Origin of the sequence: Streptomyces hyaluromycini, assembly GCF_002217755.1 — a bacterium.
Classification (GTDB): domain Bacteria; phylum Actinomycetota; class Actinomycetes; order Streptomycetales; family Streptomycetaceae; genus Streptomyces; species Streptomyces hyaluromycini.
In genome coordinates, this window is record NZ_BCFL01000019.1 from 53,051 (window position 1) to 73,343 (window position 20,293).

A 20,293-nucleotide genomic window follows, 5' to 3' on the forward strand; every position below is an offset into this window, starting at 1 on the left:
GGGGTGACGTGGGCGAACAGGCAGACACGGTGCCGGTTTCCGGGCGGGCCGTGCTGGGACAGACCCTGAGGGTGCTGCGGGACAAGGCCGGGAAGTCGCTGGGGCAGCTGGCCGCCGAGACGGGGTACGACAAGAGCTACCTGAGTCGGCTGGAGTCCGGGGAACGGTTGTCCAAGGTGACCGTCATGGAGGACCTGGACGGGTACTACGGCACGGGCGACCTGCTGGTCAGCCACTGGAAGGTGGCGCGGCTGGACGCGTTCAAGGACCAGTACAAGGAGTTCATGGCGCTGGAGGCGACGGCGCGGGTCATGTGGAAGTTCTCGCCGGGCATTCCCGGACTTCTGCAGACCGAGGACTTCGCTCGTGACGTGTTGTCCGGGGCGCTGGCAACGGCAGCCGGAGACGAGTCGGTCGAGGAACAGGTGGCGGCCCGACTGGGCAGGCAGTACCTCCTGAGGCAGAAGCCGCAGCCCGAAGTCCGGGTCATCGTGGACGAGTTCGCGTTCCGGCGCCCCGCCGCCCAGGGCGAGACCTGGCAGGACCAACTGCGTCATCTTGAGGCCGCCGCGCTGTGGCCCAACGTGACGCTCCAGGTACTCCCCTTCTCTGCGGGGGCGCATCACCATATGAGCGGGTCGCTGACGCTGCTCTGGCAGCGGGACGGAAGCGCTGTCGCCTACACGGAAGGCAACAGCAAGGGTTGGTTGTTCGAAGATCCGGACGAGATCCTGCGGGAGCGACTGTCCTACGATCGGCTTCGCGACCTGGCACTGTCCCCGCGGGACTCACTCGCGTTCATGAGGGACCTACTGGAGGAGCACGGATCATGACCCGCACCCCCGACCTCGGTAACTCCGTGTGGCGCAAGTCGAGCTACAGCGACGGGGGAGACAACAACTGCGTCGAGGTCGCCGACGGCCACCCCGGCATAGTCCCGGTCCGGGACAGCAAGCTCCCGGCCGTCCGCCCTCTCGTCTTCTCGGCCGTGTCCTGGTCCGTGTTCGTGGACGGGGTCAAGGGGGAGGCGCATCGGCGCACATTCGGGTGACATATGTCCTGAGCCCTGATGTCCGAGGCGTTGCCGCCCACACGCTGGATCCCGTGACCACGACACGAACGACTGATCCACGGAGCGCGGGGCGGCTATGGTCGTAGACCTGAAGCGCCGAAGGAGGGCATCGGTCATGACCGCTTACGCCACGGAGAACGACCAGGTCATCCCGCCGATGCCGGAGCGGACGCCGGATGCTCTGCGGGCAGCCATCGCCAAGCACACTCCGGAGCTTCTCCTTGACTTCGAAGAGCATTGGAAGTGGGCGATCGGCGACGCCTACGACCTCGGCCCTGTGCCTGCGTTCATGGCCCGGTGGTGGGGCGCGTACGCCATCGCCCGTGACCCCAAGCTGGACGCGCACGTGCGCGATCTCGAACATCGAGCCGCGTACGAGTGCACCGACAGCGCCGAAGCCAAGGCACTCCTTGAAGAGGCAGCGAAGATTCATTACCGGGTCCGAGAACTGGGGCCCGGCGAGTGACTGATGGTTTCATGGGGCCGCCGTGGCAGATGGACTGGCGGAACGACGCCCTAGCCGGTTTCGAGGCACTGCCCGACGACGTTCGCGAGGTCGTCCTGGCTGTGCGCGGTGAACTGGTCACCGCGAAGGACCCGTATTTTCGAGGTATCGACGCCGATGCCGGGCTTCCCGACGGCATGAGGGTCAGACCGGACCGGTCCACTGATCCGAGGGGCCGCCATATGTGTTTCTTCGATGACGGGTACGGCTGGCTGAAGTACACCTTCGTCCGTCGGACCGAAGATCCACAGATCGTGGTGGAAGAGATCTTCTGGCAGGAAGGCGAACCACTTACGGGACTTCCGGCAGAGCCTGATTGAAGCAGCGCTTCCGTCAGAGAGAGTGGAGTTGGTTCAGGCCTCGCGTGTAGATTAGCCACGAGACGTGCTCCACCAGCTCGAACGGCATATCGAACTGGAATGGATACAGAACCAACAGAGCCCCTCAGCCGCGGTGGGGTGAGCGAGACCGCCACGCTAACGGCGAGGGGCTCTGATGTGTCTTCACGCCGCTCAACTTGCTATTTCACTCCTGGGGCACAGAGTGAAAGGGGCTTGCTGGGGGCGCCTTAGTGTCGGATTCTCTCTTCGTCGGCGTGCTGGCCGTCTGGGCATGTCAGGCGAGGGCTTACGGATGAATGCTTTCGCCTGTAGCACCAGCATGCTGATCAGTCGTGGGTTCCCGTCCACTTATCCACGATAATTGACCCCGATTGGAGCAGGCCGGCGTCTTCCGCCCATAGGAAGTTCGCATTCTGGTTCTGTATCCTGGAGTTATCTGCCGTCCAGAACTGTCCGGAACGGTCACCTCCACACGGGCTCAGCCAGACTGAGTTCCCGCCGGGGTTGTCTGCGGTTGTGAGGCAGTCGCCCGTGAAGTTGCTTACCAGCCGCCGCATCGTGTGACCTTGCCAGCTGTTTGACTCGGTACCCCAATGCCACAAAGTCGACGATCCACCGGAACATGAACCGTGAAAGGGTGTGGAACTGGTGACCTTCAGGCAGTCATTGTAGAAGTCTTCGACGTATGTCCAGTTAGTCGCTGCCGAGGCAGTGGACAGGGCTCCTGCGATGGTGAGCGCGAACGCGGCGAGCCCGGTGGGAACACCGACGCGCAAAGCGGATCTCCAGGATGTCATGAACGCGATGATTCCGTGTGGTACCTGTGTTGGTCAATGCTGTTCAACTTGTTCCGTGTTGAACATGTGGTGAATCTTGGTCTGCTCTGGAAGGCCTGATGTGTCGCGTTGGAAGGTCGGTTCTGGCACCAGCGTCTTTAGATCTCGGGCGAGGTCGCAGCAGTCGCATGAGATGGCACTGAACGCGACTGTTCTGCGGGGCTGATGCCCGCTACTGGTCGCCATCGTGCGAATAGCCTCGCCTTGAGGAAACGACTCACGCCGCCTCCGGCGGTGCCGTAGGTGCCCCCGGCAGTCGTACCGTCGCCATCGTTCCGCCGCCGTTCGCGCGGGCCAGGGTGACATCGCCGCCCGCCTGCTGGACCGTGCGGGCCACGATGGACAGGCCCAGGCCCGAGCCGGGGAGAGCCCTCGCGCTCGGGGAGCGCCAGAAGCGGTCGAAGACGTGGGGGAGTTCGTCCTCGGGGATGCCGGGGCCGTGGTCGCGGACGGTGAGGATGCCGCGTTCGAGGGTGACCTCGATCTTGCCGCCCTCCGGGCTGAACTTCACCGCGTTGTCGAGGATGTTGACTATCGCCCGCTCCAGGGCGGAGGGCTCCGCCCGGACGAACCACGGCTGGACGTCCGCCGTGATCGTCAGCTCCGGGCCGCGCAGGCGGGCGCGGCGCAGGGCCGCCTCGACCGTGTCCTGAAGGGCCACGATCTGCACGCGCTCACCGCGCTGCCCCTCCGAGCGGGACAGCTCCTGAAGATCGCCGATCAGCGACGCCAACTCCGTCATCTGCGCCTTCACCGAGGCGAGCAGCGCCTTGCGGTCCGCCGGGGGGATCGGGCGGCCCGTCTCCTCACTCCGGGTGAGGAGTTCGATGTTCGTGCGGAGCGAGGTGAGGGGGGTGCGGAGTTCGTGGCCGGCGTCCGCGATGAGCTGTTGTTGCAGTTCCCGGGAGTTCGCCAGCGAGCTGGTCATGCTGTTGAAGGAGCGGGACAGCCGGGCGATCTCGTCGTCCGACTCCTCCTCCACCGGGATGCGGACGCTCAGGTCCTCGGTACGGGCTACGTGCTCGACGGCCTCGGTGAGTTTGTCGACGGGGCGGAGACCGGCTCGGGCTACGGCGAGACCGGCGGCGCCGGCGCCGAGGACTCCTACGCCGGAGACGAGGAGAAGGAGCAGGGCGAGGTCGTTCAGCGTGTTCTGGGTGCCTTTGAGGGGCACGGCGACCATGAACCCGACACTGGGACCGAGCGCACCAGTGGTGTTGTTGCGGGTGGTGCCCAGCGGATGGATCATCACGCGAACGGCGTTGCCGTCACTGTCGGTACCGTCGCGGAAGAAGAGCTTCTCGGTGTTCCCGCTCTTGATCGTGTCCTTGTCGCCCTGGGTGACCTTGATGGAGCCGGAGGAGTCGTCCGAGACGCAGATCTTCCCGGTATCCGTGACGACCTGGGAGTAGTTGTTCCGGAAGGCGGAGTTGCCCTGCGGTGTCGTGGTGCAGTTGTTGAGGGCGATCTGGGCGAGACCGTACTGCTGGGGCCCCTTCAAGCCTCGCTGCAGGTCCTGTTCCAGCTGGTCGTACAACTTCCCCTGCACAATGAACCAGCAAGTCACCGAAACCGCCGCCACCGCGAACGCCACCGCCGCCGCGACCAGCATCGACAGGCGGGACCGGAGCGGGAGGTTGCGGAAGCGGCGGGCGAGCCTGTTCACTCGGCGCCGCCCTGGCGCAGGACGTACCCGACGCCGCGCACGGTGTGGACGAGGCGCGGCTCGCCGCCGGCCTCGGTCTTGCGGCGGAGGTACATGACGTAGACGTCCAACGAGTTCGACGACGGTTCGAAGTCGAAGCCCCAGACGGCCTTCAGGATCTGCTCGCGGGTGAGGACCTGGCGCGGGTGCGCCATGAACATCTCCAGGAGCGTGAACTCCGTGCGGGTCAGCTCGACCTGGCGGCCGGACCGGGTGACCTCACGGGTCGCCAGGTCCATGCGCAGGTCGCCGAAGGTGAGCGCCTCGTCCTCCTGGACGCCGTCGGCGAGCGTGGCCGCGTAGGAGCTGCGGCGGAGGAGGGCTCGGATGCGGGCGAAGAGTTCGTCGAGTTCGAACGGCTTGACCAGGTAGTCGTCGGCCCCGGCGTCGAGCCCGGTGACGCGGTCGCCGACCGTGTCGCGGGCCGTCAGCATCAGGATCGGGGTGGTGTCGCCGGCCCCGCGGATGCGACGGGCGGCCGTCATGCCGTCCATGCGGGGCATCTGGATGTCGAGGACGATCAGGTCCGGCTTGTAGGCGGTCGCCTTCTCCAGCGCGTCCGCGCCGTCGACCGCGACCTCGGTCTCGTACCCCTCGAAGGCCAGGCTGCGCTGGAGGGCTTCGCGTACGGCCGGCTCGTCGTCGACGATCAGGATGCGCTGGGGTTCACGGTCGCCATCGGCGGGGCTCATCGCTCGCGGTTCCTCAGGGTGCGGTGGTTCGTGGTCGGGACGCCTCTCAGCCTCGCATGTTTCCGGGCTGTCGGGTATGCACGCTGGTGGGGCGGAACGCCCCTAGCCGCGTACCAGGGTCATGCGGCTCAGCGGCACCTTGCGCTGGTGCGGCCGGGCCGCGGAGGTACGCAGGCCCATCAGCTGCGGAGCCGGCGCGACCTCCGGGGCGCGCGGGGCCGGGGTCGGGGCCACCGTCGCCTCCGTCGGGGCGTGGAGCTCGTACGCCACGGCAAGGGCCAGGCTGAAACCGGCCGGGCTGTCGGCGGCCATCGTGTGCGAAACCTGCTTGATCATGACGTACTCCCTTGCTCTTGGTGCAGTGCTGTTGCTCAGCTGGTGGAGCCCGCCCGCAGCTTGGCCAGGTCGGACTTGACGGTGTTGATCGGGATGGCGAAGCCGAGGCCGACGCTGCCGGCGTCCGAGGAGGACGACGAGGAGCCCGAACTGGCCGAGTACATCGCCGAGTTGATGCCGACGATGTCGCCGCTGGCGTCGATCAGGGCGCCGCCGGAGTTGCCGGGGTTGAGGGACGCGTCGGTCTGGATCGCCTTGTAGGTCGTGGTGGACGAACCGGTGTCACCGTTGAACTGCTGGCCGCCGAAGGAGAACGGCCACTGGCCGCTGCCGCCGCTGCCCTGCTGTTGCTGCTGCTGGCCCTCGTCGGTGGAGACGGTGACGTCCCGGTTGAGCGCGGAGACGATGCCGCTGGTGACGGTGCCGGTCAGGCCCTCGGGGGAGCCGATCGCCACGACCGAGTCGCCGACCTGGACCCCGTCGGAGTTGCCGAGGGTGGCGACCTGGAGGCCGGAGGCGCCCTCAAGCTTGAGGAGGGCGAGGTCCTTGGAGCTGTCGGTGCCGACGACCTTCGCGGTGTACGACTTGCCGTTGCTGGTGGAGACCTTGATCGACTGGGCGCCGGAGATGACGTGGTTGTTGGTGATGATCTCGCCGTCGCTGGTGATGATGATGCCGGAACCCGTGGAGGTGCCGTTGCTGAGGGTCGCGTTCACCTCGACGACGCTCGGGCTGACGGCGGCGGCGATCGCGGCGACGTCACCCTTCTTGCTGGAGGGCACCACGTTGGTGGTGGTGCTGCTGGAGACGACGTTGTTCTTGCCGGTCAGCTCCTGGAAGGCGTACGCGGTGCCGCCGCCGACGGCCGCCGCGACGATCGCGACCGCGGCGAGGAGGGCTATCGGGCCCCGGGTGCGCTTCTTCTTGGCGTGGGCCGAGTGCTCCGGGTGCTCCGCGGGGTGCTCCGCCTCGGGGCCGACGGTGGGGAGTACGGCCGTACCGCCGCCGTAGCCGCCCTGACCGCCGCCGTCCGCCGCCGGCTCCGCGGCCGCCGGCTGCTGCGCCGGCTGGTGGGTGGGCGGGGGCGGCCACTCCGGGTTCACGGGGGAGGAGGCGTGCTGCTGCTGGGGGTACGCGCCCTGGTAGGCGTCACCCTGGGGACCCTGCGGGTTCTCGTACTCGCCGCTGCGGCGGAAGCTCTCGGTCATGACAAATAGCTTGTCCCGCGACCATGAGAGCCTCCTGAGTGCCCGCTGAGAACGCCGCGAGAAGCGTGTTTGCCCGATATAAGGAAGCTTCTCGCAGGTCGGGGCGCGTTCTCAGAAAGGCTTCATGAAGGGTTTCCTGTGGGCGCGGGCGCCCCTGAAAGAAAGGGGCGCCACGGTGAGCGCCCCTTCAGGGGCGCGGGGAACTGCGCGAGCAACCACGACGCACAGTTCGCCGAAGTACTACTGGCACCCACAAGAAGCACGCACCACCAGCCGGGAAGGAAACGTCTTCAGGCGTTCCCTCCTCGACCCCGCCACCCGCAGCCCGTCGTCAAGGACCAGGTCCACCGCCGCCCGGGCCATCGCAGGCCGGTCCGAGGCGATCGTCGTCAGCGGCGGGTCCGCAAGACCCGCCTCCTTGATGTCGTCGAAGCCGGCCACCGCCAGCTCCCCGGGCACGTCGAGGCGCAGCTCGCGGGCGGCCCGCAGGACGCCGAGCGCCTGGTCGTCGGTGGAGCAGAAGATCGCGGGCGGGCGGTGCGGCCCGGCGAGGACGTCCAGGGCGACCTTGTACGCGTCGTACCGGTTGTACGGCGCCTCGAACAGCCGGCCCTCCGTCGGCAGGCCCGCCTCGGCCATGGCCCGGCGCCAGCCCTCGACGTGGTCGGAGACCGGGTCGCCGACGGCCGGGGTGTCCGCGGTGCCGCCCATACAGGCCACGTAGTCGTAGCCGTGCTCCAGCAGATGGCGGACGGCGAGCTGGGCGCCGCCGAGGTCGTCCGTCACCACCGCCACGTCGTCGATCGCCTCCGGCCGCTCGTGCAGCAGCACCACCCGGGCGTCCCAGGCCTCGATCTCGGCGGCGGCCAGGTCGTTCAGCGCGTGCGAGACGAGGATGAGGCCCGAGACCCGCATCCCGAGGAAGGCGCGCAGATAGTGGACCTCGCGCTCCCCGACGTAGTCGGTGTTGCCGACCAGCACCATCTTTCCGCGCTCGGACGCGGCCTGCTCGACCGCGTGCGCCATCTCGCCGAAGAACGGCTGGCGGGCGTCCGGGATGATGAGGCCTATGAGGTCGGTGCGCCGCGAGGCCATCGCCTGGGCGACCCGGTCGGGGCGATACCCCAGCTCCTTGATCGCCGCGAGGACACGCTCGCGCGTGGCCGGTGCGACCGGCCGGGGTCCGTTGTTGATGACATAGCTGACAACGGCGGTCGAAGTACCCGCCAGCCGCGCCACATCATCCCGAGTCACCTTGGCCACGCGCGGAGTCTACGCGGATGGACCCGCTCTGGGCAGGGCGTATCAAAGCTTCGCTTGCGGAAGCAATGCCCCGTCCGGGCGACGCTCATGCCTCGCCCGGACGTCGACTATGCCTCCGTGGGTACCTCGACCGCGTCCAGGGCCGCCGATGCGTCCGCATCCTCCGCCTTTGCGAGCTCCGCCTTCGCCCTGGCCTCGTCGCCGAGCCGGTCGCCCTTCTCCGGCGTAACGAATCGATAACCGACGTTCCGGACGGTTCCGATCAAGGACTCGTGCTCGACGCCGAGCTTGGCGCGCAGCCGTCGTACGTGTACGTCGACGGTCCGGGTGCCGCCGAAGTAGTCGTACCCCCAGACCTCCTGGAGCAGCTGTGCGCGAGTGAACACCCGGCCGGGGTGCTGGGCGAGGTATTTCAGCAGCTCGAACTCCTTGAAGGTGAGGTCGAGGACCCGTCCCTTCAGCTTCGCGCTGTACGTCGCCTCGTCGACCGAGAGGTCGCCGTTGCGGATCTCCATGGGGGAGTCGTCGTTGACGATCTGCTGCCGGCCCATGGCGAGCCGCAGCCGCGCCTCGACCTCGGCGGGACCGGCGGTGTCGAGGAGCACGTCGTCGATGCCCCAGTCGGCGGTGACGGCGGCGAGCCCGCCCTCGGTGACGACGAGGATGAGCGGACAGCCGGGGCCGGTCGAGCGGAGCAGCTGGCAGAGGCTGCGGACCTGCGGGAGGTCGCGGCGGCCGTCGATCAGGATGACGTCGGCACCGGGGGTGTCGACGAGTGCGGGCCCCTCGGCCGGTGCGACCCGCACGTTGTGCAGGAGCAGGCCGAGGGCCGGCAGTACCTCCGTCGACGGCTGGAGGGCGTTGGTCAGGAGCAGCAGAGAACTCATATGTCTGGTTCCTCCTCGGTCCCTGCGAGGACTGTGTGCAATGACACTGCGCTGCGCTCCCGAAGTTCCATACATCGGCGGTCACCTGGAGTTTCCCGCTTCGTATACAGCCCTTCCGAAAGCACAAAAGGACCCGGTGGCGGCGCTGCCCGAGTCCTCTGCCCAGCAGAATAGCCCACATGAGCATTGGTCCGGCAGGTCATGTGGCACGTTCCATCGTTCGTCCGACATATGAGACGAGCAGAAACGGCTCTATGCGGACGTTTCTGTGCACGGACGACGGGGTTTCCATCGATTCCGTATACGATCCCGCCGCGGTCGTATACGACGGCTCCCGGTCACTCTCCCGTGACCTGGTGTTCGTCATGGCCCACGGTTTCACCGGCGACGTGGACCGGCCACACGTACGACGGGTGGTGACGGCCCTGACCGGTTACGCGCCGGTGGTCAGCTTCTCCTTCCGCGGCCACGGCCGGTCCGCCGGCCGCACCACCGTCGGCGACCGCGAGGTCCTCGACCTGGCGGCGGCGGTGGCGTGGGCCCGGGACCTCGGCCACACCCGCGTCGTCACCGTCGGCTTCTCGATGGGCGGCTCGGTGGTCCTGCGGCACGCGGCGCTGCACGCCGGAGTGGACGCCGTGGTCTCCGTGTCGTCCCCCGCCCGCTGGTACTACCGCGGCACCGCCCCCATGCGCCGCGTCCACTGGCTGGTCACCAGGCCCGAGGGCCGGCTGGTCGGCCGCTACGGCTTCCACACCCGTATCCACCACCGTGACTGGGACCCGGTACCGCTGTCCCCGGTGGAAGCGGTGCCGAAGATCGCCCCGACCCCGCTGCTGATCGTGCACGGCGACAGCGACGGCTACTTCCCGGTCGACCACCCCCGGATGCTGGCCGACGCCGCGGGCGGCGCGGCCGAGCTCTGGCTGGAGCCGGATATGGGCCACGCCGAACACGCGGCGGACGACCGGCTGCTGGCCAGGATCGGCGACTGGGCGGCCTCCCGGGCGGGCTAGCCTGACCCTGTACAACAGGTACACAGGTACACAGCCGACCGATTGTTCCTGCCGAGTCTCCTGAGGAAGCTGATAGGAAGCCGATGCCCAAGGTCACGGTGCGCTACTGGGCCGCCGCGAAGGCCGCTGCCGGCATCGCCGAGGAGCCGTACGACGCGGACACCCTCGCCGAGGCGCTGGCGGAGGTACGCGTGCGACACCCCGGGGAACTGGCGCACGTCCTGCGGCGATGCTCCTTCCTCATCGACGGTGACCCCGTGGGCGCGCGCGAACATGAGACGGTACGGCTGGCCGAGGGCGGCACGGTCGAGGTGCTCCCGCCGTTCGCAGGAGGGTGAGCGAGAGCGATGACCAACCAGCCGTACGAGCCGTACGAGGGCTACGACCCGTACCAGCAGCAGCAGCCCCAGCCCCCCGCCCAGCCGCAGTGGGGGTACGAGGAGCAGCAGTACGCCACCCAGCAGTGGCAGGGGCAGACCTGGGAGACGCAGACGCACGCTCCGGTGCAGGCGGCGGCCGCTCCGCAGGGGGCGGCCCCTGAGACGGCGTACCCGGCGCCGCAGTCGTACGAGCGGCCGTACGTCGCCGAACAGCAGCAGGCGTACCCCGCGCCACCCCAACGGCCCCAGGCCCCCACGCCCACCCCTGCGCCTGCCTCTGCCTCTGCCGAGTCCGCCGGGCAGGGCTACGGTCCCGCGACCCTCGCCGGCAACGCGCGGATCACGGACGCCCAGCGGGCCCGCCTGGAGGGCCGCTCGCCGATCATCGAGCCGGGCATGCAGCCGGCGCTGCTCACGGCGCTGCTGGGCCTGCTGCTCGCGGTGGCCGCACCGATCTCCTCGTACGCCCTGGTCGTCCCCCTGGTGATCCTCCAGGCCGTGACGGCGGCGGGCTGGTTCCGCCTGAACGGCATGTGGCCGGCCCGGCAGGGCATCGCGCTCGCCTTCCTGGGCGGGGTCACGGCGGACGTGGCGGTACTGGTGGCGGGCCGCGACCAGGCACCGGCGGCGATCCTCGGCCCCCTGGGCATCTGGGTGCTCCTCACCCTCGTCCTCCAGCTCCGCTCGCACGCGGACCCCGACACCCGTATGTACGGTCTGATGGCCACGGTCGCCTCCTCCGCGCTGGCGATCATCGCGACCGGCTACCTGGGCGCGGACCCGGACGCGGTGTCGGTCGGCGCGGCCGCGGTCGCGGTGGCGGTCCTGGCACGGGCGCTGCCCCTGCCGACCCCGGCGTCGGTCGCCGTGTCCCTGCTGGCCGCGGCCGGGGCGGGCATCGCGGTGGGCGGCATGACGGGGCTGGGCACGAAGGGCGCGCTGATCGGAGCGTCGGCCGCGGTCTGCGCCCTGGTCGGCCACCGGGCGGCGAGCTACGACTACCCGTCGAGGTTCGTCCACTTCACAGCGGGCGTGGCCCTGCCGCTGACGGCGGCGGCACCGGTGGTGTGGATCCTGCACTGACCTTTTTGCCCACGGTAGAAGGGCGAGGCCGAACAGCTTTCCCACCCACCCGACTCGGTTGGCAGTGGGGCGCCGGCCGCGCAGCGCCCCCTAAGGGGCGCGGGGCTGTATTCGATTTGCGGCTGCCGCCGCGTGGGCGCGATCAGCCCCCACCGGCCCGCACCCGAAAACGGACCGGTTCACCCCTGATGCGGGGGTCTGGGGGCGCAGCCCCCAGCACCACCAGCGCCCTCACTGTCACAGGTGCTCGACAATCCCCCGTCGGCCCGCTCCCGCAGGGTTAGCGTGGCGGGACCGACGTGAGCAGCCGACCCCGGGGGAAACCGACCACATGCGTGCCCTGCGAATCTTTCTGATCGTTGTCGTCGTCCTCGGCGTCCTCTTCGTGGTCGTCGACCGGGTCGCCGTGCACTTCGCCCAGGGCGAGGCCGCCGACAAGCTGAGGACGACGGAGGGCCTCGCGACCACCCCCGACGTCTCCATCAAGGGTTTCCCGTTCCTCACCCAGGTCGCGAGCGGCACCCTCGACGACGTGCACGTCGGCATCAAGGAGTACGACGCCACCACCGGCACCACCGGCAAGACCATCCGGATCGAGGACCTGAACGCCGACATGAAGGACGTCACCTTCACCGGCGACTACAGTTCCGCCACCGCGCAGACCGCCACCGGCACCGCGCACATCTCCTACGCGGATCTGCTGAAGGACGCCCAGACGGAGCCCACCGACCTCGGCCTCGGCTTCACCGGCCAGGTCGTCGGCCTCGCCTACGGCGGCAACGGCAAGATCAAGGTCACCGTCGACGTCACCGTCCCCGGCGTCAGCGCCCACCAGAAGGCGACCGTCCTGAGCACGGTCACCGTCAAGGACAACACCGTCCAGGTGCACGCCGACAACCTCCCCAAGCTCGCCGGTGTCGGCCTCGCCGAGGACCGCTTCCGCCAGGCCTCCGACTTCCAGCAGGCGATCGACCAGCTCCCCGGCGGCATCAAGCTGGACAAGGTGGAGGCCGCGAAGGACGGTGTGGAGATCGCGGTGAAGGGTTCGAACGTCAGGCTCGCCGGGTAGGAAGCGGCACGTCGGGGACCGGCGCCGTTCCAGCACGCGAGACGGTCGCGTCCGTACAGTAGATGTGATGACCGGTACAGGCGCCCGGCCGCCCCGGAATCACGCCCCGGACCCCCACCTCGTCTCGCAATTCGGACGATCGCGTCTCACCATACGACATGCCGGTGACATGCCCGCTTATCCGTCCCTACGATCGAGCCCATGAAGCGTCAGGCGGATCTCACGAAGCGGCGGGCAGTCGACCTGTGCCGCGTCGCCGCCATGCTCTGTCGCCCCTTCTGACGGCGGAGGCCGCTGCCTCCGCATCCCCCCGCCCTCCCTGGCCGAGGGCACTCGTGCGCTCCGACGCGCACCCACCCGCACTCGCACGCCCCGCCGCAACTGCCCCGGAGGAGAAAGAGCATGAGCCGCAGCGACGTCCTCGTCGACGCCGACTGGGTCCAGGACAACCTGGACAACCCCGAGATCGCGATCGTGGAGGTGGACGAGGACACGTCCGCCTACGAGAAGAACCACATCCGCAACGCGATCCGTATCGACTGGACCAAGGACCTGCAGGACCCGGTCCGCCGTGACTTCATCGACCAGGAGGGCTTCGAGAAGCTCCTGTCGGCGAAGGGCATCGCCAACGACACGCTGGTGATCCTCTACGGCGGCAACAACAACTGGTTCGCGTCCTACGCCTACTGGTACTTCAAGCTCTACGGCCACGACAACGTCAAGCTCCTCGACGGCGGCCGCAAGAAGTGGGAGCTGGACGCCCGCGAGCTGGTCGAGGAGGTCCCGGAGCGCACCGAGACCACCTACACGGCCAAGCCGCAGAACACCGCGATCCGCGCCTTCCGCGACGACGTCGTGGCGGCCATCGGCTCGCAGAACCTCGTCGACGTGCGTTCCCCCGACGAGTTCTCCGGCAAGCTGCTCGCCCCGGCCCACCTGCCGCAGGAGCAGTCGCAGCGTCCGGGCCACGTCCCGTCCGCGCGCAACATCCCGTGGTCGAAGAACGCCAACGACGACGGCACCTTCAAGTCGGACGACGAGCTCAAGGAGCTCTACGCCGAGGAGCAGGTCGACCTCGCCAAGGACACCATCGCCTACTGCCGGATCGGCGAGCGCTCGGCCCTGACCTGGTTCGTCCTGCACGAGCTGCTCGGTGTCGAGAACGTCAAGAACTACGACGGCTCCTGGACCGAGTACGGCAGCCTCGTCGGCGTCCCGATCGAGCTCGGCGCCAACAAGTAAGCCCCGACCTTTCAAGACCTCTGGAGTATCAGCATGTGTGGAGCGAAGGCCGGCGGCCCGGACGCCTCGACGATCAAGCCCGGTGAGACCACGATCCAGGGTCAGGTGACCCGCGACGGCGAGCCGGTGGTGGGTTACGTCCGCCTCCTGGACTCGACGGGCGAGTTCACCGCGGAGGTCCCCACCTCCGCGACCGGACAGTTCCGCTTCTACGCGGCGGAGGGCACCTGGACCGTCCGCGCCCTCGTTCCCGGCGCCACCGCCGACCGCACGGTCGTCGCCCAGCAGGGCGGCCTGGCCGAGGTCGCGATCGCGGTCTGAGACCAGCGGCAGCAAAAGGGCCGCGCCACCGGTACGACACCGGAGGCGCGGCCCTTCGCCGTCCCCCCTTCCGGGCGGGCGCAGGCCGCCGGTTCCGCCGTGGCGCCGGACCGGCTGCGCCGACCTACCCTGGATGCATGCTGGCCCGTCGCCGTCGCGTCGCCCCTTCTTGATGCGTCCCTCGCACTGCTTCGCAGGCTTCGGGGCCGCTGCGCCGGACTCCGTCCGTCGGTCCTGGGGTGGGCGCAGGCCGCCGGTTCCGCCGTGGCGCCGGACCGGCTGCGCCGACCTACCCTGGATGCATGCTGGCCCGTCGCCGTCGCGTCTACCTCGTCATGATGGGGATCTGCATCGGTCTCTTCGTCCTGGCGTGGGGTGTCGTACGCATCTGGTCGGTCCCCGCCGCGGTGGGGATGTGTGTGGTGGCCATGGTCATCCCGCCGGTCGCCGCGATGGTCGCGAACCGGCGGGGCCCCGACGACCGCTGGTGGGACGATCCCTCCGGCGACCCGCAGTCCGACGAGTGGTGGGACGAGCTGGACGGCAAGAAGCGCCGTCAGTAGACCAGCGCCTGGGTCCCGTCCGCCATCGCCTCCTGGACGAAGACCTGGGCGCCCGCGATCCGTACGCCCTCGATGACGTCCTTCTCCGTGATGTCCCGGCGGGCCGCGCACTGCGTGCAGAGCGTGAGCGTGCCCCCGGCCAGGATCGACTCGATCAGGTCGGGGAGCGGGGCCGCGTGGGGGAGTTCGAACTCGGCGGCCCGGCCCGGCAGCGCGAACCACGCGGACTCGCCGGTCAGCCACATCGACACCTCGACGCCACTCGCCACGGCCACCGCCGCCACCGTGAACGCCTGCGAGCACCGCTCAGGGGCGTCCGCCCCCGCCGTCACCTTGATCACCAGCTTCTTCGCCATGCCGGAAGCGTAACCACCGCCCGGCGCGGCGATCAGTATCCGACGGCCTCGCGGAGCAACAGCACGGTGCCGCGCCCCGGGCGCGGACGTCCTCCAGCGGGAGGGCGTGCTCCTCGACGCGGCGCAGCGCCGTGCTCAGGTCGGGCACCACCTTCTGCGCGCCGACGACCCAGACCGCGTGGCCGGCCCCGCCCGCGTTGGCGGGGAGCTGGCTGCCGCTGCCCGAGGCGAGAACGAGCGAGCCGGTCTCGGTGACCGCGGCGACGCTGTTGACGACGAACTCGGGAACGGCGACCAGCCTGCGGATCTCGTCGGCGTCGGCGACCCGGCCCATGGCCAGGACGCGCGGCCTGACGGCGCCGTCCAGGATCTCGGCGCCGAACCCGTCAGAGGGTGAACGCGGTGCGGAAACGACGGAGCGCGCTGTCGCTGTCCTCGCTCGCCCAGGCCTCCATCGCCACCGTGCCGTCGTAGCCGAGGCCGGCCAGGGCGCGGGCGACCGCCGGGTAGTTGATCTCGCCGGTGCCGGGTTCGCAGCGGCCGGGCACGTCGGCCACCTGGATCTCGCCGATCAGACCCGCGCCGTGCGCCTTGCGGACCAGCTCGATCAGGTTCCCCTCGCCGATCTGGGCGTGGTAGAGGTCCAGGTTCATCCGCAGACCCGGCCGGTCCACGGCGGAGACCAGGGCCAGGGTGTCGGCGGCCTTCGCGAACGGCACTCCGGGGTGGTCGACGGCCGTGTTGAGGTTCTCCAGCGTGAAGACGACACCGGCCTGCTCGCCCAGCTCGGCGACGCGCGTGAGCGTGTCACGCGCGGCGGCCCACATCTCCTCCGTCGGCTCGCCCTTCACCGGGTCCACGGGCAGCCCGTCCCCGTCCAGGCCGGTGCCGTGCAGGTTGAGGCGCCGGCAGCCGAGCCGGTCGGCCGCGTCGATCGACTCCTGTGCGGTGCGCAGCAGTTCGGCCACGCCGTCCGGGTCCGTGAGGTTGCCCCGCACATACCCGGTCATCGAGCCGAACTCGGCCGGGGTGCGGGCCAGCGCGTCGAGATCGTGCCGGGTCCAGTCCCAGATCTCGACCTGGAACCCCTCGTCGTGCAGCCGCCGCGCCCGCTCGTCCACGGGCAGGTCCCGGAAGACCATCTCGGCACAGACCGCCAGTGTGAACATCGTCGTTCGCCCCTGTCATCCGAAAGCCGGCATCTAGAACGTTCTAGATGGCTGCCGCCAGTACGCCAGCGCACGGCGACTATGTCAAGACATGGATTCTAGAACGTTGCAGTAGAACGTTGCAGTAGACGATGCAGTAGAACGTTGCAGTAGCTCTGATCTGAGGGTTCGCCCTCGTCTACGATCGTTCGACACCACAACACGCCTGCCCAGGGAGGCCCGCCGTGTCACCGCCCCCCGCGGTTCCCGACGGCCGTCGGCCGACCCTCGCCGACGTCGCCGCCCGCGCCGGCGTCTCCACGGCGCTGGTCTCCATCGTGATGCGCGGCGTGACCGGCGCGAGCGCGGCCACCCGCGAACGCGTCCTGCAGGCCGCCAAGGAGATCGGCTACCGCCCCGACTCCCGGGCCCGGCTGCTGCGCAGCAACCGCACCTACCTGATCGGCGTGCAGTTCGAGATCCAGGAGCCGTTCCACACCGACCTGGTGGAGCGCCTGTACGCGGCCGCCGAGTCGGCGGGCTACCAGCTCGCGCTCAGCGCGGTCGCGGCCGGCCGCAGTGAGCGCCAGGCTGTCGAGTCACTGCTCGGCGACCGTTGCGAGGCGCTGGTTCTGCTGGGCCCCCGGGCTCCGGCCGGCCGCCTCGCCGAACTCGCCGCCCTCCTGCCCGTCGTCTCCGTGGCCCGGCGGCTGCGTCCTGCCGTCCCCGGCGTCCGGGTCGTCCGCACCGCAGACGACGAGGGCGCCCGCCAGGCCGTCGACCACCTGGTGTCCCTGGGCCACCGGGACATCCTCCACATCGACGGCGGCCGGGCACCGGGCGCGGCCGAACGCCGCCGCGGCTACCGCACCGCGATGAACGACCACGGTCTGGCCGACCGCGTCCGCGTCCTGCCCGGCGGCCTGACCGAGCAGGACGGCGCCACGGCCGCCCGCGCGATCCTCGACGCCGCCCCCTGGCCCTCCGCGGTCCTCGCCTTCAACGACGCCTGCGCGACCGGCCTGCTCGGCGCGTTCTTCCGTGCCGGGGTCTCGGTGCCCGGCGAGTTCTCCGTGGTCGGCTTCGACGACAGCCGCGTGGCCCGCCTGCCCCACGTCGACCTCACGACGGTGGCCCAGGACATTCCCCGGATCGCGGAACTGGCCGTAGCCGCCGTGACGGTCCGCCTGGAGGGCGGTGAGCCGCGGACCGGCGAGGACGTGGTCGCCCCGCGGCTGGTGGTCCGGGGCACCACAGCACCTCGCTAGCGGGGCGCGGATGTGTGCCCGAGGGGTGGGAGCCGGACGGGTTCTCGGTCACAGTGGGCGTACGCGGTCGAGGGGGAAACCGGGGCGGGGGGAGAGAAGGCCGATGACGGAACCCGATCTGTTCGCACTGGAAGCCGCCGTGGTGGGGCAGCCGAAGCGTTCGAGGTGGCGCAGATACCTGGGCCCCGTCCTGGCCGTGTCCACCGTGGAGGGGACCCCGCTCGCCGAGGTCACGGACACGGACACCGACCACAAGCACTTCGTCCTCACCAAAACGTCCGGCGAGTTCGTCGTGCGCATCGAGAAGCGTTCCTGGTCCGATCCGTTCGAGCAGTTCGGACCGGTGCGGTTCCGCTTCGTCGACGGAACGGACCGGGAGGTCGGCACCGCCCGTGCCCGTGGACCCATCAAGTCCCGGCAGCTGAGCTTACGGACGGAGCGGGGACGCCGGCTCTTTCTCACACGGCAGGGCCTGTCCGCCGAATGGCACCTCACCGAGGCCGACCCGGCAGAGAGCCCGGCGCCGGAGATCCTCGGCCGGGTCACCATGAGCACCATCGACGCGTGGATCGGGTTGCAGCAGTACGTCGTCGAAATGGCCCCCGGCCTGGACGCCTCCGAACGGCAGACCGTCGTCGCCTCGGTCGTCTGCCTGCACCTGATCCGCCGCCCTCCGGGCGAGGGCTCCGCTGTGGTGTGAGCGCGCCGCGGTCGACAGACAACCGTAGGCGCCCGTCGAGCGGCTCAAACCGGGGTCAGCACCGCGTAGTCCGCGAAGACCCGCCGGTACCGCAGGTGCCGGGTCTCCTGCGTGTGCCTGCGCTGCCACTCCTCGACCTCCGCCGGATGCCCGCACACCCCCGACTCGGCCCCGCAGTCCTTCTCGTCCCCCGACACGCACCGCGCCGCGTACTCCGGCGCCGCGCTCGCGTCCTGCGCGATCACGTACGGCACGTACCGGAAGACACGGCGGGTCACGGCTGGTGCTCCACGCGCTGGTGCTGGCGCAGCAGCACGTTCGCGTCGGTGGCCGCGCTGTGGTCGTGGGCGACCAGTGCGGTCTCCCGGCGGCCGCCCAGCTCCGTGCACTCGGCGCAGCCGGGGACCGGCCAGGGCGGGCGGCTCAGGTCGTCGGGGTTCGGCGGCACGGCCCACGAGCTGCGGTCGTTCGCCGCGCGTACGCCCGCACTCAGCCGCTCTCTGTCCGTAGCGGGCCGCAGCGTCGAGGGATGGGCCTGCCACTCTCTCCCTCCCCCCACCGGACGCAGCATCGCGTACGGCCCCGACTGGTCCCGGTATTCGCCGACCTGGTCGGTGGCGGTGTCGTAGAGCAGGGTTCCGGGCTCCATGGCATTCGCTCCTTTTGTCCAACATCTATACGAAATGCGAGAGTTGGACTACTCTGCGTGTCGAGGCTGCTACGAGGATGGCCGGGAGGTGGGGTCGGCGCGCCGAGGAGGAGCGGTTCTTCCCCGTCTGGCGGCGCTAATTCCACAAATTCCATGGGGATTCAGGGAGGGGTGCGGTGCCGCAGAGGCGGGTGGTGACGGGACGCAGTCAGGAGCCCCGGCAGCGGTTCGCGGAGGAGTTGCGGTTGCTGCGGGCGGAGAGGGGGGTGAGCTTAAAGGGACTGGCCGAGGAACTGGGCTGGGACGCGTCCAACTTCGGGAAGATGGAGAGCGGCCGGAGTCTGGGGAGCCCGGAGATCGTGGAGGCGCTGGATCAGTTCTATGGGACGCCTGGGCTGTTGCTCGCCTTGTGGGAGCTGGCGGTTGGGGATCCGTCGCAGTTCAAGGAGCAGTATCGGCGGTACATGGTGCTGGAGGCCGAGGCGACCAGCCTGTGGCACTACGCGGTGAGCCGTCCGCCGGGAATGCTTCAGACTCCGGCGTACGTGCGCGAGGCGCTCGCGGCAGGTGGCCTGAAGGACGAGGAATTGGAGCAACAAGTCGTCGCGCGGATTGGACGGCAGGCGGTCCTGGAAGGCGACGACGCCCCGCCGTTTCGCGTCATTCTCTCGGAGGCCGTGCTGCGCAACTCGCTACGCGACCGGGGGGAGTGGCGTGAGCAACTGGAGTACCTGGTGGCAGCGGGAAAGCGCCCGAACATCACGCTCCACGTGCTGCCGTTCGGTACTGGCCTACATGGTCTGGCGAGCACCGACGTGATGTTCCTGCGACTGCCGGACGGTCGCGCGGTGGCCTACGCAGAAAACGACGTACGGGGTGAACTGGTCGAAGAAACAGGCAGGGTTGAGCACCTGCACCGCACTTATGATGCCGTACGTGACCTGGCGCTGAGTCCCGCCGAGTCCCGGACATTCATCTTGCGGATGCTGGAGGAAGTGCCGTGCGAGCCATCGACTTGACCAACGTGACGTGGCGCAAGAGCAGCTACAGCAACTCCGACGGCGGCCAGTGCATCGAAGTCTCCGACGACCTCCTCCGCACCGCCTCCTGGCGCAAGAGCAGCTACAGCAACCAGGGCGGCGGCGACTGCCTCGAAGTAGCCCCCGGTCTCCCCTCCCTCGTCCCCGTCCGTGACAGCAAGGCCCCTTCCCGCGGAGCCCTCCTCTTCGAAGCCTCCGCCTGGGCGGCCTTCGTTGACGGAGTCAGGCGGAGTCTCCTGGTCGGCTGAACGACCGCAGTCGCGCCGCAATCTCGTACGAGTCGAGGCGCAGACCACGGATGTCGTGGATCAGGTCGCGCCACAGCTCGAACTTCGTCTCAACGCGTTCCCCGGAGGCTTCCAGGTAGGCGATGGCCACCCCGTACCCGTAGAACTCGTTGCGGGCGGGGAGCGGGCGCAGCAGGACGATCTCTTCCAGAAACGTGGCTGCCCGCCAGTACGCGTCGGGGTCCGCGTGGTCCAGGTGCGGGGTGTTGACCCGGTGGCGGGCTGTCATGCCGACCAGGACCGACAGGTCGTTGACGGTCAGGTCGTCCCGGAGGATCTCTTCCTGGCGGTCCAGGAACCACCGGTGGTCGACGTGCAGTTCCACG

At 69.3% G+C, this 20,293-nt stretch carries 28 protein-coding genes; 16 read left to right on the forward strand and 12 right to left on the reverse strand.

Going from position 1 to position 20,293, the window contains the following annotated elements:
- Window positions 1-8: 8 nt before the first annotated feature.
- From SSP29_RS18005 to SSP29_RS18020, 4 genes are all read left to right on the forward strand, one after another.
- Entirely contained in the window at window positions 9-833 is an 825-nt protein-coding gene (locus tag SSP29_RS18005; protein WP_089101731.1) for a helix-turn-helix domain-containing protein, read from the forward strand.
- Window positions 830-1,051 (forward strand): DUF397 domain-containing protein, encoded by a 222-nt coding sequence (locus SSP29_RS18010; RefSeq protein WP_089101732.1) that lies wholly within the window; start codon window positions 830-832, stop codon window positions 1,049-1,051. Before SSP29_RS18005 ends, SSP29_RS18010 begins: the two co-directional genes overlap by 4 nt.
- 136 nt (window positions 1,052-1,187) lie before the next feature.
- On the forward strand, window positions 1,188-1,538 hold the full coding sequence (locus tag SSP29_RS18015; RefSeq protein ID WP_089101733.1) for a DUF6247 family protein: 351 nt from the start codon (window positions 1,188-1,190) through the stop codon (window positions 1,536-1,538).
- A complete protein-coding gene (locus SSP29_RS18020; protein WP_089101734.1) occupies window positions 1,535-1,897 on the forward strand; it encodes a hypothetical protein in 363 nt (120 codons plus the stop codon). Before SSP29_RS18015 ends, SSP29_RS18020 begins: the two co-directional genes overlap by 4 nt.
- A gap of 1,074 nt (window positions 1,898-2,971) precedes the next feature.
- On the opposite strand, the gene SSP29_RS18025 is transcribed toward SSP29_RS18020, so the two are convergent.
- The 6 genes from SSP29_RS18025 to SSP29_RS18050 form a co-directional block, all read right to left on the reverse strand.
- On the reverse strand, window positions 2,972-4,420 hold the full coding sequence (locus SSP29_RS18025; RefSeq protein ID WP_089101735.1) for a HAMP domain-containing sensor histidine kinase: 1,449 nt from the start codon (window positions 4,418-4,420) through the stop codon (window positions 2,972-2,974).
- The gene (locus SSP29_RS18030) at window positions 4,417-5,151 is read right to left on the reverse strand and encodes a response regulator transcription factor (protein WP_089101736.1); all 735 of its coding nucleotides are present in this window, start codon (window positions 5,149-5,151) and stop codon (window positions 4,417-4,419) included. Before SSP29_RS18030 ends, SSP29_RS18025 begins: the two co-directional genes overlap by 4 nt.
- 102 nt (window positions 5,152-5,253) lie before the next feature.
- On the reverse strand, window positions 5,254-5,487 hold the full coding sequence (locus SSP29_RS18035; RefSeq protein ID WP_089101737.1) for a hypothetical protein: 234 nt from the start codon (window positions 5,485-5,487) through the stop codon (window positions 5,254-5,256).
- Between the two features lie 35 nt (window positions 5,488-5,522).
- On the reverse strand, window positions 5,523-6,695 hold the full coding sequence (locus tag SSP29_RS18040; RefSeq protein WP_089101738.1) for a S1C family serine protease: 1,173 nt from the start codon (window positions 6,693-6,695) through the stop codon (window positions 5,523-5,525).
- A 240-nt stretch (window positions 6,696-6,935) separates the two neighbouring features.
- Window positions 6,936-7,958 (reverse strand): LacI family DNA-binding transcriptional regulator, encoded by a 1,023-nt coding sequence (locus tag SSP29_RS18045; RefSeq protein ID WP_089101739.1) that lies wholly within the window; start codon window positions 7,956-7,958, stop codon window positions 6,936-6,938.
- A 107-nt stretch (window positions 7,959-8,065) separates the two neighbouring features.
- Complete coding sequence (locus SSP29_RS18050; protein ID WP_089101740.1) at window positions 8,066-8,845, reverse strand: response regulator transcription factor; 780 nt, start codon at window positions 8,843-8,845, stop codon at window positions 8,066-8,068.
- A 179-nt stretch (window positions 8,846-9,024) separates the two neighbouring features.
- On the opposite strand from SSP29_RS18050, the gene SSP29_RS18055 reads away from it, so the two are divergent.
- From SSP29_RS18055 to SSP29_RS18085, 8 genes are all read left to right on the forward strand, one after another.
- Window positions 9,025-9,861: an alpha/beta hydrolase family protein gene (locus tag SSP29_RS18055; protein ID WP_089101741.1), complete on the forward strand. Its 837-nt coding sequence runs from the start codon at window positions 9,025-9,027 to the stop codon at window positions 9,859-9,861.
- 83 nt (window positions 9,862-9,944) lie between these two features.
- Window positions 9,945-10,199, forward strand: a complete 255-nt coding sequence (locus SSP29_RS18060) for a MoaD/ThiS family protein (protein WP_089101742.1) — start codon at window positions 9,945-9,947, stop codon at window positions 10,197-10,199.
- A gap of 9 nt (window positions 10,200-10,208) precedes the next feature.
- The gene (locus SSP29_RS18065) at window positions 10,209-11,324 is read left to right on the forward strand and encodes a hypothetical protein (protein WP_089101743.1); all 1,116 of its coding nucleotides are present in this window, start codon (window positions 10,209-10,211) and stop codon (window positions 11,322-11,324) included.
- A 331-nt stretch (window positions 11,325-11,655) separates the two neighbouring features.
- Complete coding sequence (locus SSP29_RS18070) at window positions 11,656-12,393, forward strand: LmeA family phospholipid-binding protein (RefSeq protein ID WP_089101744.1); 738 nt, start codon at window positions 11,656-11,658, stop codon at window positions 12,391-12,393.
- 201 nt (window positions 12,394-12,594) lie between these two features.
- Window positions 12,595-12,675, forward strand: coding sequence for an Ms5788A family Cys-rich leader peptide (locus SSP29_RS61215; protein WP_350751515.1), 81 nt, complete (start codon window positions 12,595-12,597; stop codon window positions 12,673-12,675).
- 120 nt (window positions 12,676-12,795) lie between these two features.
- Window positions 12,796-13,635, forward strand: a complete 840-nt coding sequence (locus SSP29_RS18075) for a sulfurtransferase (RefSeq protein WP_089101745.1) — start codon at window positions 12,796-12,798, stop codon at window positions 13,633-13,635.
- Between the two features lie 33 nt (window positions 13,636-13,668).
- Entirely contained in the window at window positions 13,669-13,956 is a 288-nt protein-coding gene (locus tag SSP29_RS18080) for a DUF1416 domain-containing protein (RefSeq protein ID WP_020122955.1), read from the forward strand.
- Between the two features lie 302 nt (window positions 13,957-14,258).
- Entirely contained in the window at window positions 14,259-14,519 is a 261-nt protein-coding gene (locus tag SSP29_RS18085; RefSeq protein ID WP_089101746.1) for a DUF3099 domain-containing protein, read from the forward strand.
- On the opposite strand, the gene SSP29_RS18090 is transcribed toward SSP29_RS18085, so the two are convergent.
- From SSP29_RS18090 to SSP29_RS18100, 3 genes are read right to left on the reverse strand one after another with little or no spacing between them, the layout of a single operon-like run.
- Window positions 14,513-14,875, reverse strand: coding sequence for a DsrE family protein (locus SSP29_RS18090; protein ID WP_089101747.1), 363 nt, complete (start codon window positions 14,873-14,875; stop codon window positions 14,513-14,515). The genes SSP29_RS18085 and SSP29_RS18090 overlap by 7 nt on opposite strands.
- The gene (locus SSP29_RS18095; RefSeq protein WP_150134396.1) at window positions 14,826-15,209 is read right to left on the reverse strand and encodes an LUD domain-containing protein; all 384 of its coding nucleotides are present in this window, start codon (window positions 15,207-15,209) and stop codon (window positions 14,826-14,828) included. Before SSP29_RS18095 ends, SSP29_RS18090 begins: the two co-directional genes overlap by 50 nt.
- A 52-nt stretch (window positions 15,210-15,261) precedes the next feature.
- Window positions 15,262-16,044 carry a TIM barrel protein gene (locus tag SSP29_RS18100; RefSeq protein WP_089101748.1) on the reverse strand — a complete coding sequence of 261 codons (783 nt, stop codon included), beginning with the start codon at window positions 16,042-16,044 and terminating at the stop codon, window positions 15,262-15,264.
- 224 nt (window positions 16,045-16,268) lie between these two features.
- On the opposite strand from SSP29_RS18100, the gene SSP29_RS18105 reads away from it, so the two are divergent.
- Together SSP29_RS18105 and SSP29_RS18110 are read left to right on the forward strand one after the other, a co-directional pair.
- Window positions 16,269-17,291, forward strand: coding sequence for a LacI family DNA-binding transcriptional regulator (locus SSP29_RS18105; RefSeq protein WP_089101749.1), 1,023 nt, complete (start codon window positions 16,269-16,271; stop codon window positions 17,289-17,291).
- Window positions 17,292-17,394: 103 nt separating this feature from the next.
- On the forward strand, window positions 17,395-17,991 hold the full coding sequence (locus SSP29_RS18110; protein ID WP_089101750.1) for a hypothetical protein: 597 nt from the start codon (window positions 17,395-17,397) through the stop codon (window positions 17,989-17,991).
- 44 nt (window positions 17,992-18,035) lie between these two features.
- Here SSP29_RS18110 and SSP29_RS58490 read toward each other — a convergent pair whose 3' ends face one another.
- A complete protein-coding gene (locus tag SSP29_RS58490; protein WP_150134397.1) occupies window positions 18,036-18,269 on the reverse strand; it encodes a DUF7848 domain-containing protein in 234 nt (77 codons plus the stop codon).
- Entirely contained in the window at window positions 18,266-18,640 is a 375-nt protein-coding gene (locus SSP29_RS58495; RefSeq protein WP_150134398.1) for a hypothetical protein, read from the reverse strand. The genes SSP29_RS58490 and SSP29_RS58495 overlap by 4 nt, the downstream gene beginning before the upstream one ends.
- 176 nt (window positions 18,641-18,816) lie before the next feature.
- Here SSP29_RS58495 and SSP29_RS18120 point away from each other — a divergent pair, with 176 nt between their 5' ends.
- Window positions 18,817-19,659: a helix-turn-helix domain-containing protein gene (locus SSP29_RS18120; RefSeq protein WP_089101751.1), complete on the forward strand. Its 843-nt coding sequence runs from the start codon at window positions 18,817-18,819 to the stop codon at window positions 19,657-19,659.
- The gene (locus SSP29_RS18125) at window positions 19,641-19,928 is read left to right on the forward strand and encodes a DUF397 domain-containing protein (RefSeq protein ID WP_150134399.1); all 288 of its coding nucleotides are present in this window, start codon (window positions 19,641-19,643) and stop codon (window positions 19,926-19,928) included. The genes SSP29_RS18120 and SSP29_RS18125 overlap by 19 nt, the downstream gene beginning before the upstream one ends.
- Here SSP29_RS18125 and SSP29_RS18130 read toward each other — a convergent pair.
- Window positions 19,903-20,292, reverse strand: coding sequence for a toxin Doc (locus tag SSP29_RS18130; protein WP_089101752.1), 390 nt, complete (start codon window positions 20,290-20,292; stop codon window positions 19,903-19,905). The two genes, SSP29_RS18125 and SSP29_RS18130, sit on opposite strands and share 26 nt — an antisense overlap.
- Window position 20,293: the final 1 nt, after the last annotated feature.

What these genes read in the sequence shown, in the direction of transcription:
- SSP29_RS18080 (WP_020122955.1), top strand. Translation starts at nt 13,669, where the DNA reads ATGTGTGGAGCGAAGGCCGGCGGCCCGGACGCCTCGACGATCAAGCCC.
- SSP29_RS58495 (WP_150134398.1), bottom strand. Translation starts at nt 18,640, where the DNA reads ATGGAGCCCGGAACCCTGCTCTACGACACCGCCACCGACCAGGTCGGC.
- SSP29_RS18010 (WP_089101732.1), top strand. Translation starts at nt 830, where the DNA reads ATGACCCGCACCCCCGACCTCGGTAACTCCGTGTGGCGCAAGTCGAGC.
- SSP29_RS18070 (WP_089101744.1), top strand. Translation starts at nt 11,656, where the DNA reads ATGCGTGCCCTGCGAATCTTTCTGATCGTTGTCGTCGTCCTCGGCGTC.
- SSP29_RS18015 (WP_089101733.1), top strand. Translation starts at nt 1,188, where the DNA reads ATGACCGCTTACGCCACGGAGAACGACCAGGTCATCCCGCCGATGCCG.
- SSP29_RS18095 (WP_150134396.1), bottom strand. Translation starts at nt 15,209, where the DNA reads ATGGGCCGGGTCGCCGACGCCGACGAGATCCGCAGGCTGGTCGCCGTT.
- SSP29_RS61215 (WP_350751515.1), top strand. Translation starts at nt 12,595, where the DNA reads ATGAAGCGTCAGGCGGATCTCACGAAGCGGCGGGCAGTCGACCTGTGC.
- SSP29_RS18055 (WP_089101741.1), top strand. Translation starts at nt 9,025, where the DNA reads ATGAGCATTGGTCCGGCAGGTCATGTGGCACGTTCCATCGTTCGTCCG.
- SSP29_RS18065 (WP_089101743.1), top strand. Translation starts at nt 10,209, where the DNA reads ATGACCAACCAGCCGTACGAGCCGTACGAGGGCTACGACCCGTACCAG.
- SSP29_RS18040 (WP_089101738.1), bottom strand. Translation starts at nt 6,695, where the DNA reads ATGACCGAGAGCTTCCGCCGCAGCGGCGAGTACGAGAACCCGCAGGGT.
- SSP29_RS18100 (WP_089101748.1), bottom strand. Translation starts at nt 16,044, where the DNA reads ATGTTCACACTGGCGGTCTGTGCCGAGATGGTCTTCCGGGACCTGCCC.
- SSP29_RS18060 (WP_089101742.1), top strand. Translation starts at nt 9,945, where the DNA reads ATGCCCAAGGTCACGGTGCGCTACTGGGCCGCCGCGAAGGCCGCTGCC.
- SSP29_RS18110 (WP_089101750.1), top strand. Translation starts at nt 17,395, where the DNA reads ATGACGGAACCCGATCTGTTCGCACTGGAAGCCGCCGTGGTGGGGCAG.
- SSP29_RS18050 (WP_089101740.1), bottom strand. Translation starts at nt 8,845, where the DNA reads ATGAGTTCTCTGCTGCTCCTGACCAACGCCCTCCAGCCGTCGACGGAG.
- SSP29_RS18035 (WP_089101737.1), bottom strand. Translation starts at nt 5,487, where the DNA reads ATGATCAAGCAGGTTTCGCACACGATGGCCGCCGACAGCCCGGCCGGT.
- SSP29_RS18075 (WP_089101745.1), top strand. Translation starts at nt 12,796, where the DNA reads ATGAGCCGCAGCGACGTCCTCGTCGACGCCGACTGGGTCCAGGACAAC.
- SSP29_RS18090 (WP_089101747.1), bottom strand. Translation starts at nt 14,875, where the DNA reads ATGGCGAAGAAGCTGGTGATCAAGGTGACGGCGGGGGCGGACGCCCCT.
- SSP29_RS18085 (WP_089101746.1), top strand. Translation starts at nt 14,259, where the DNA reads ATGCTGGCCCGTCGCCGTCGCGTCTACCTCGTCATGATGGGGATCTGC.
- SSP29_RS18030 (WP_089101736.1), bottom strand. Translation starts at nt 5,151, where the DNA reads ATGAGCCCCGCCGATGGCGACCGTGAACCCCAGCGCATCCTGATCGTC.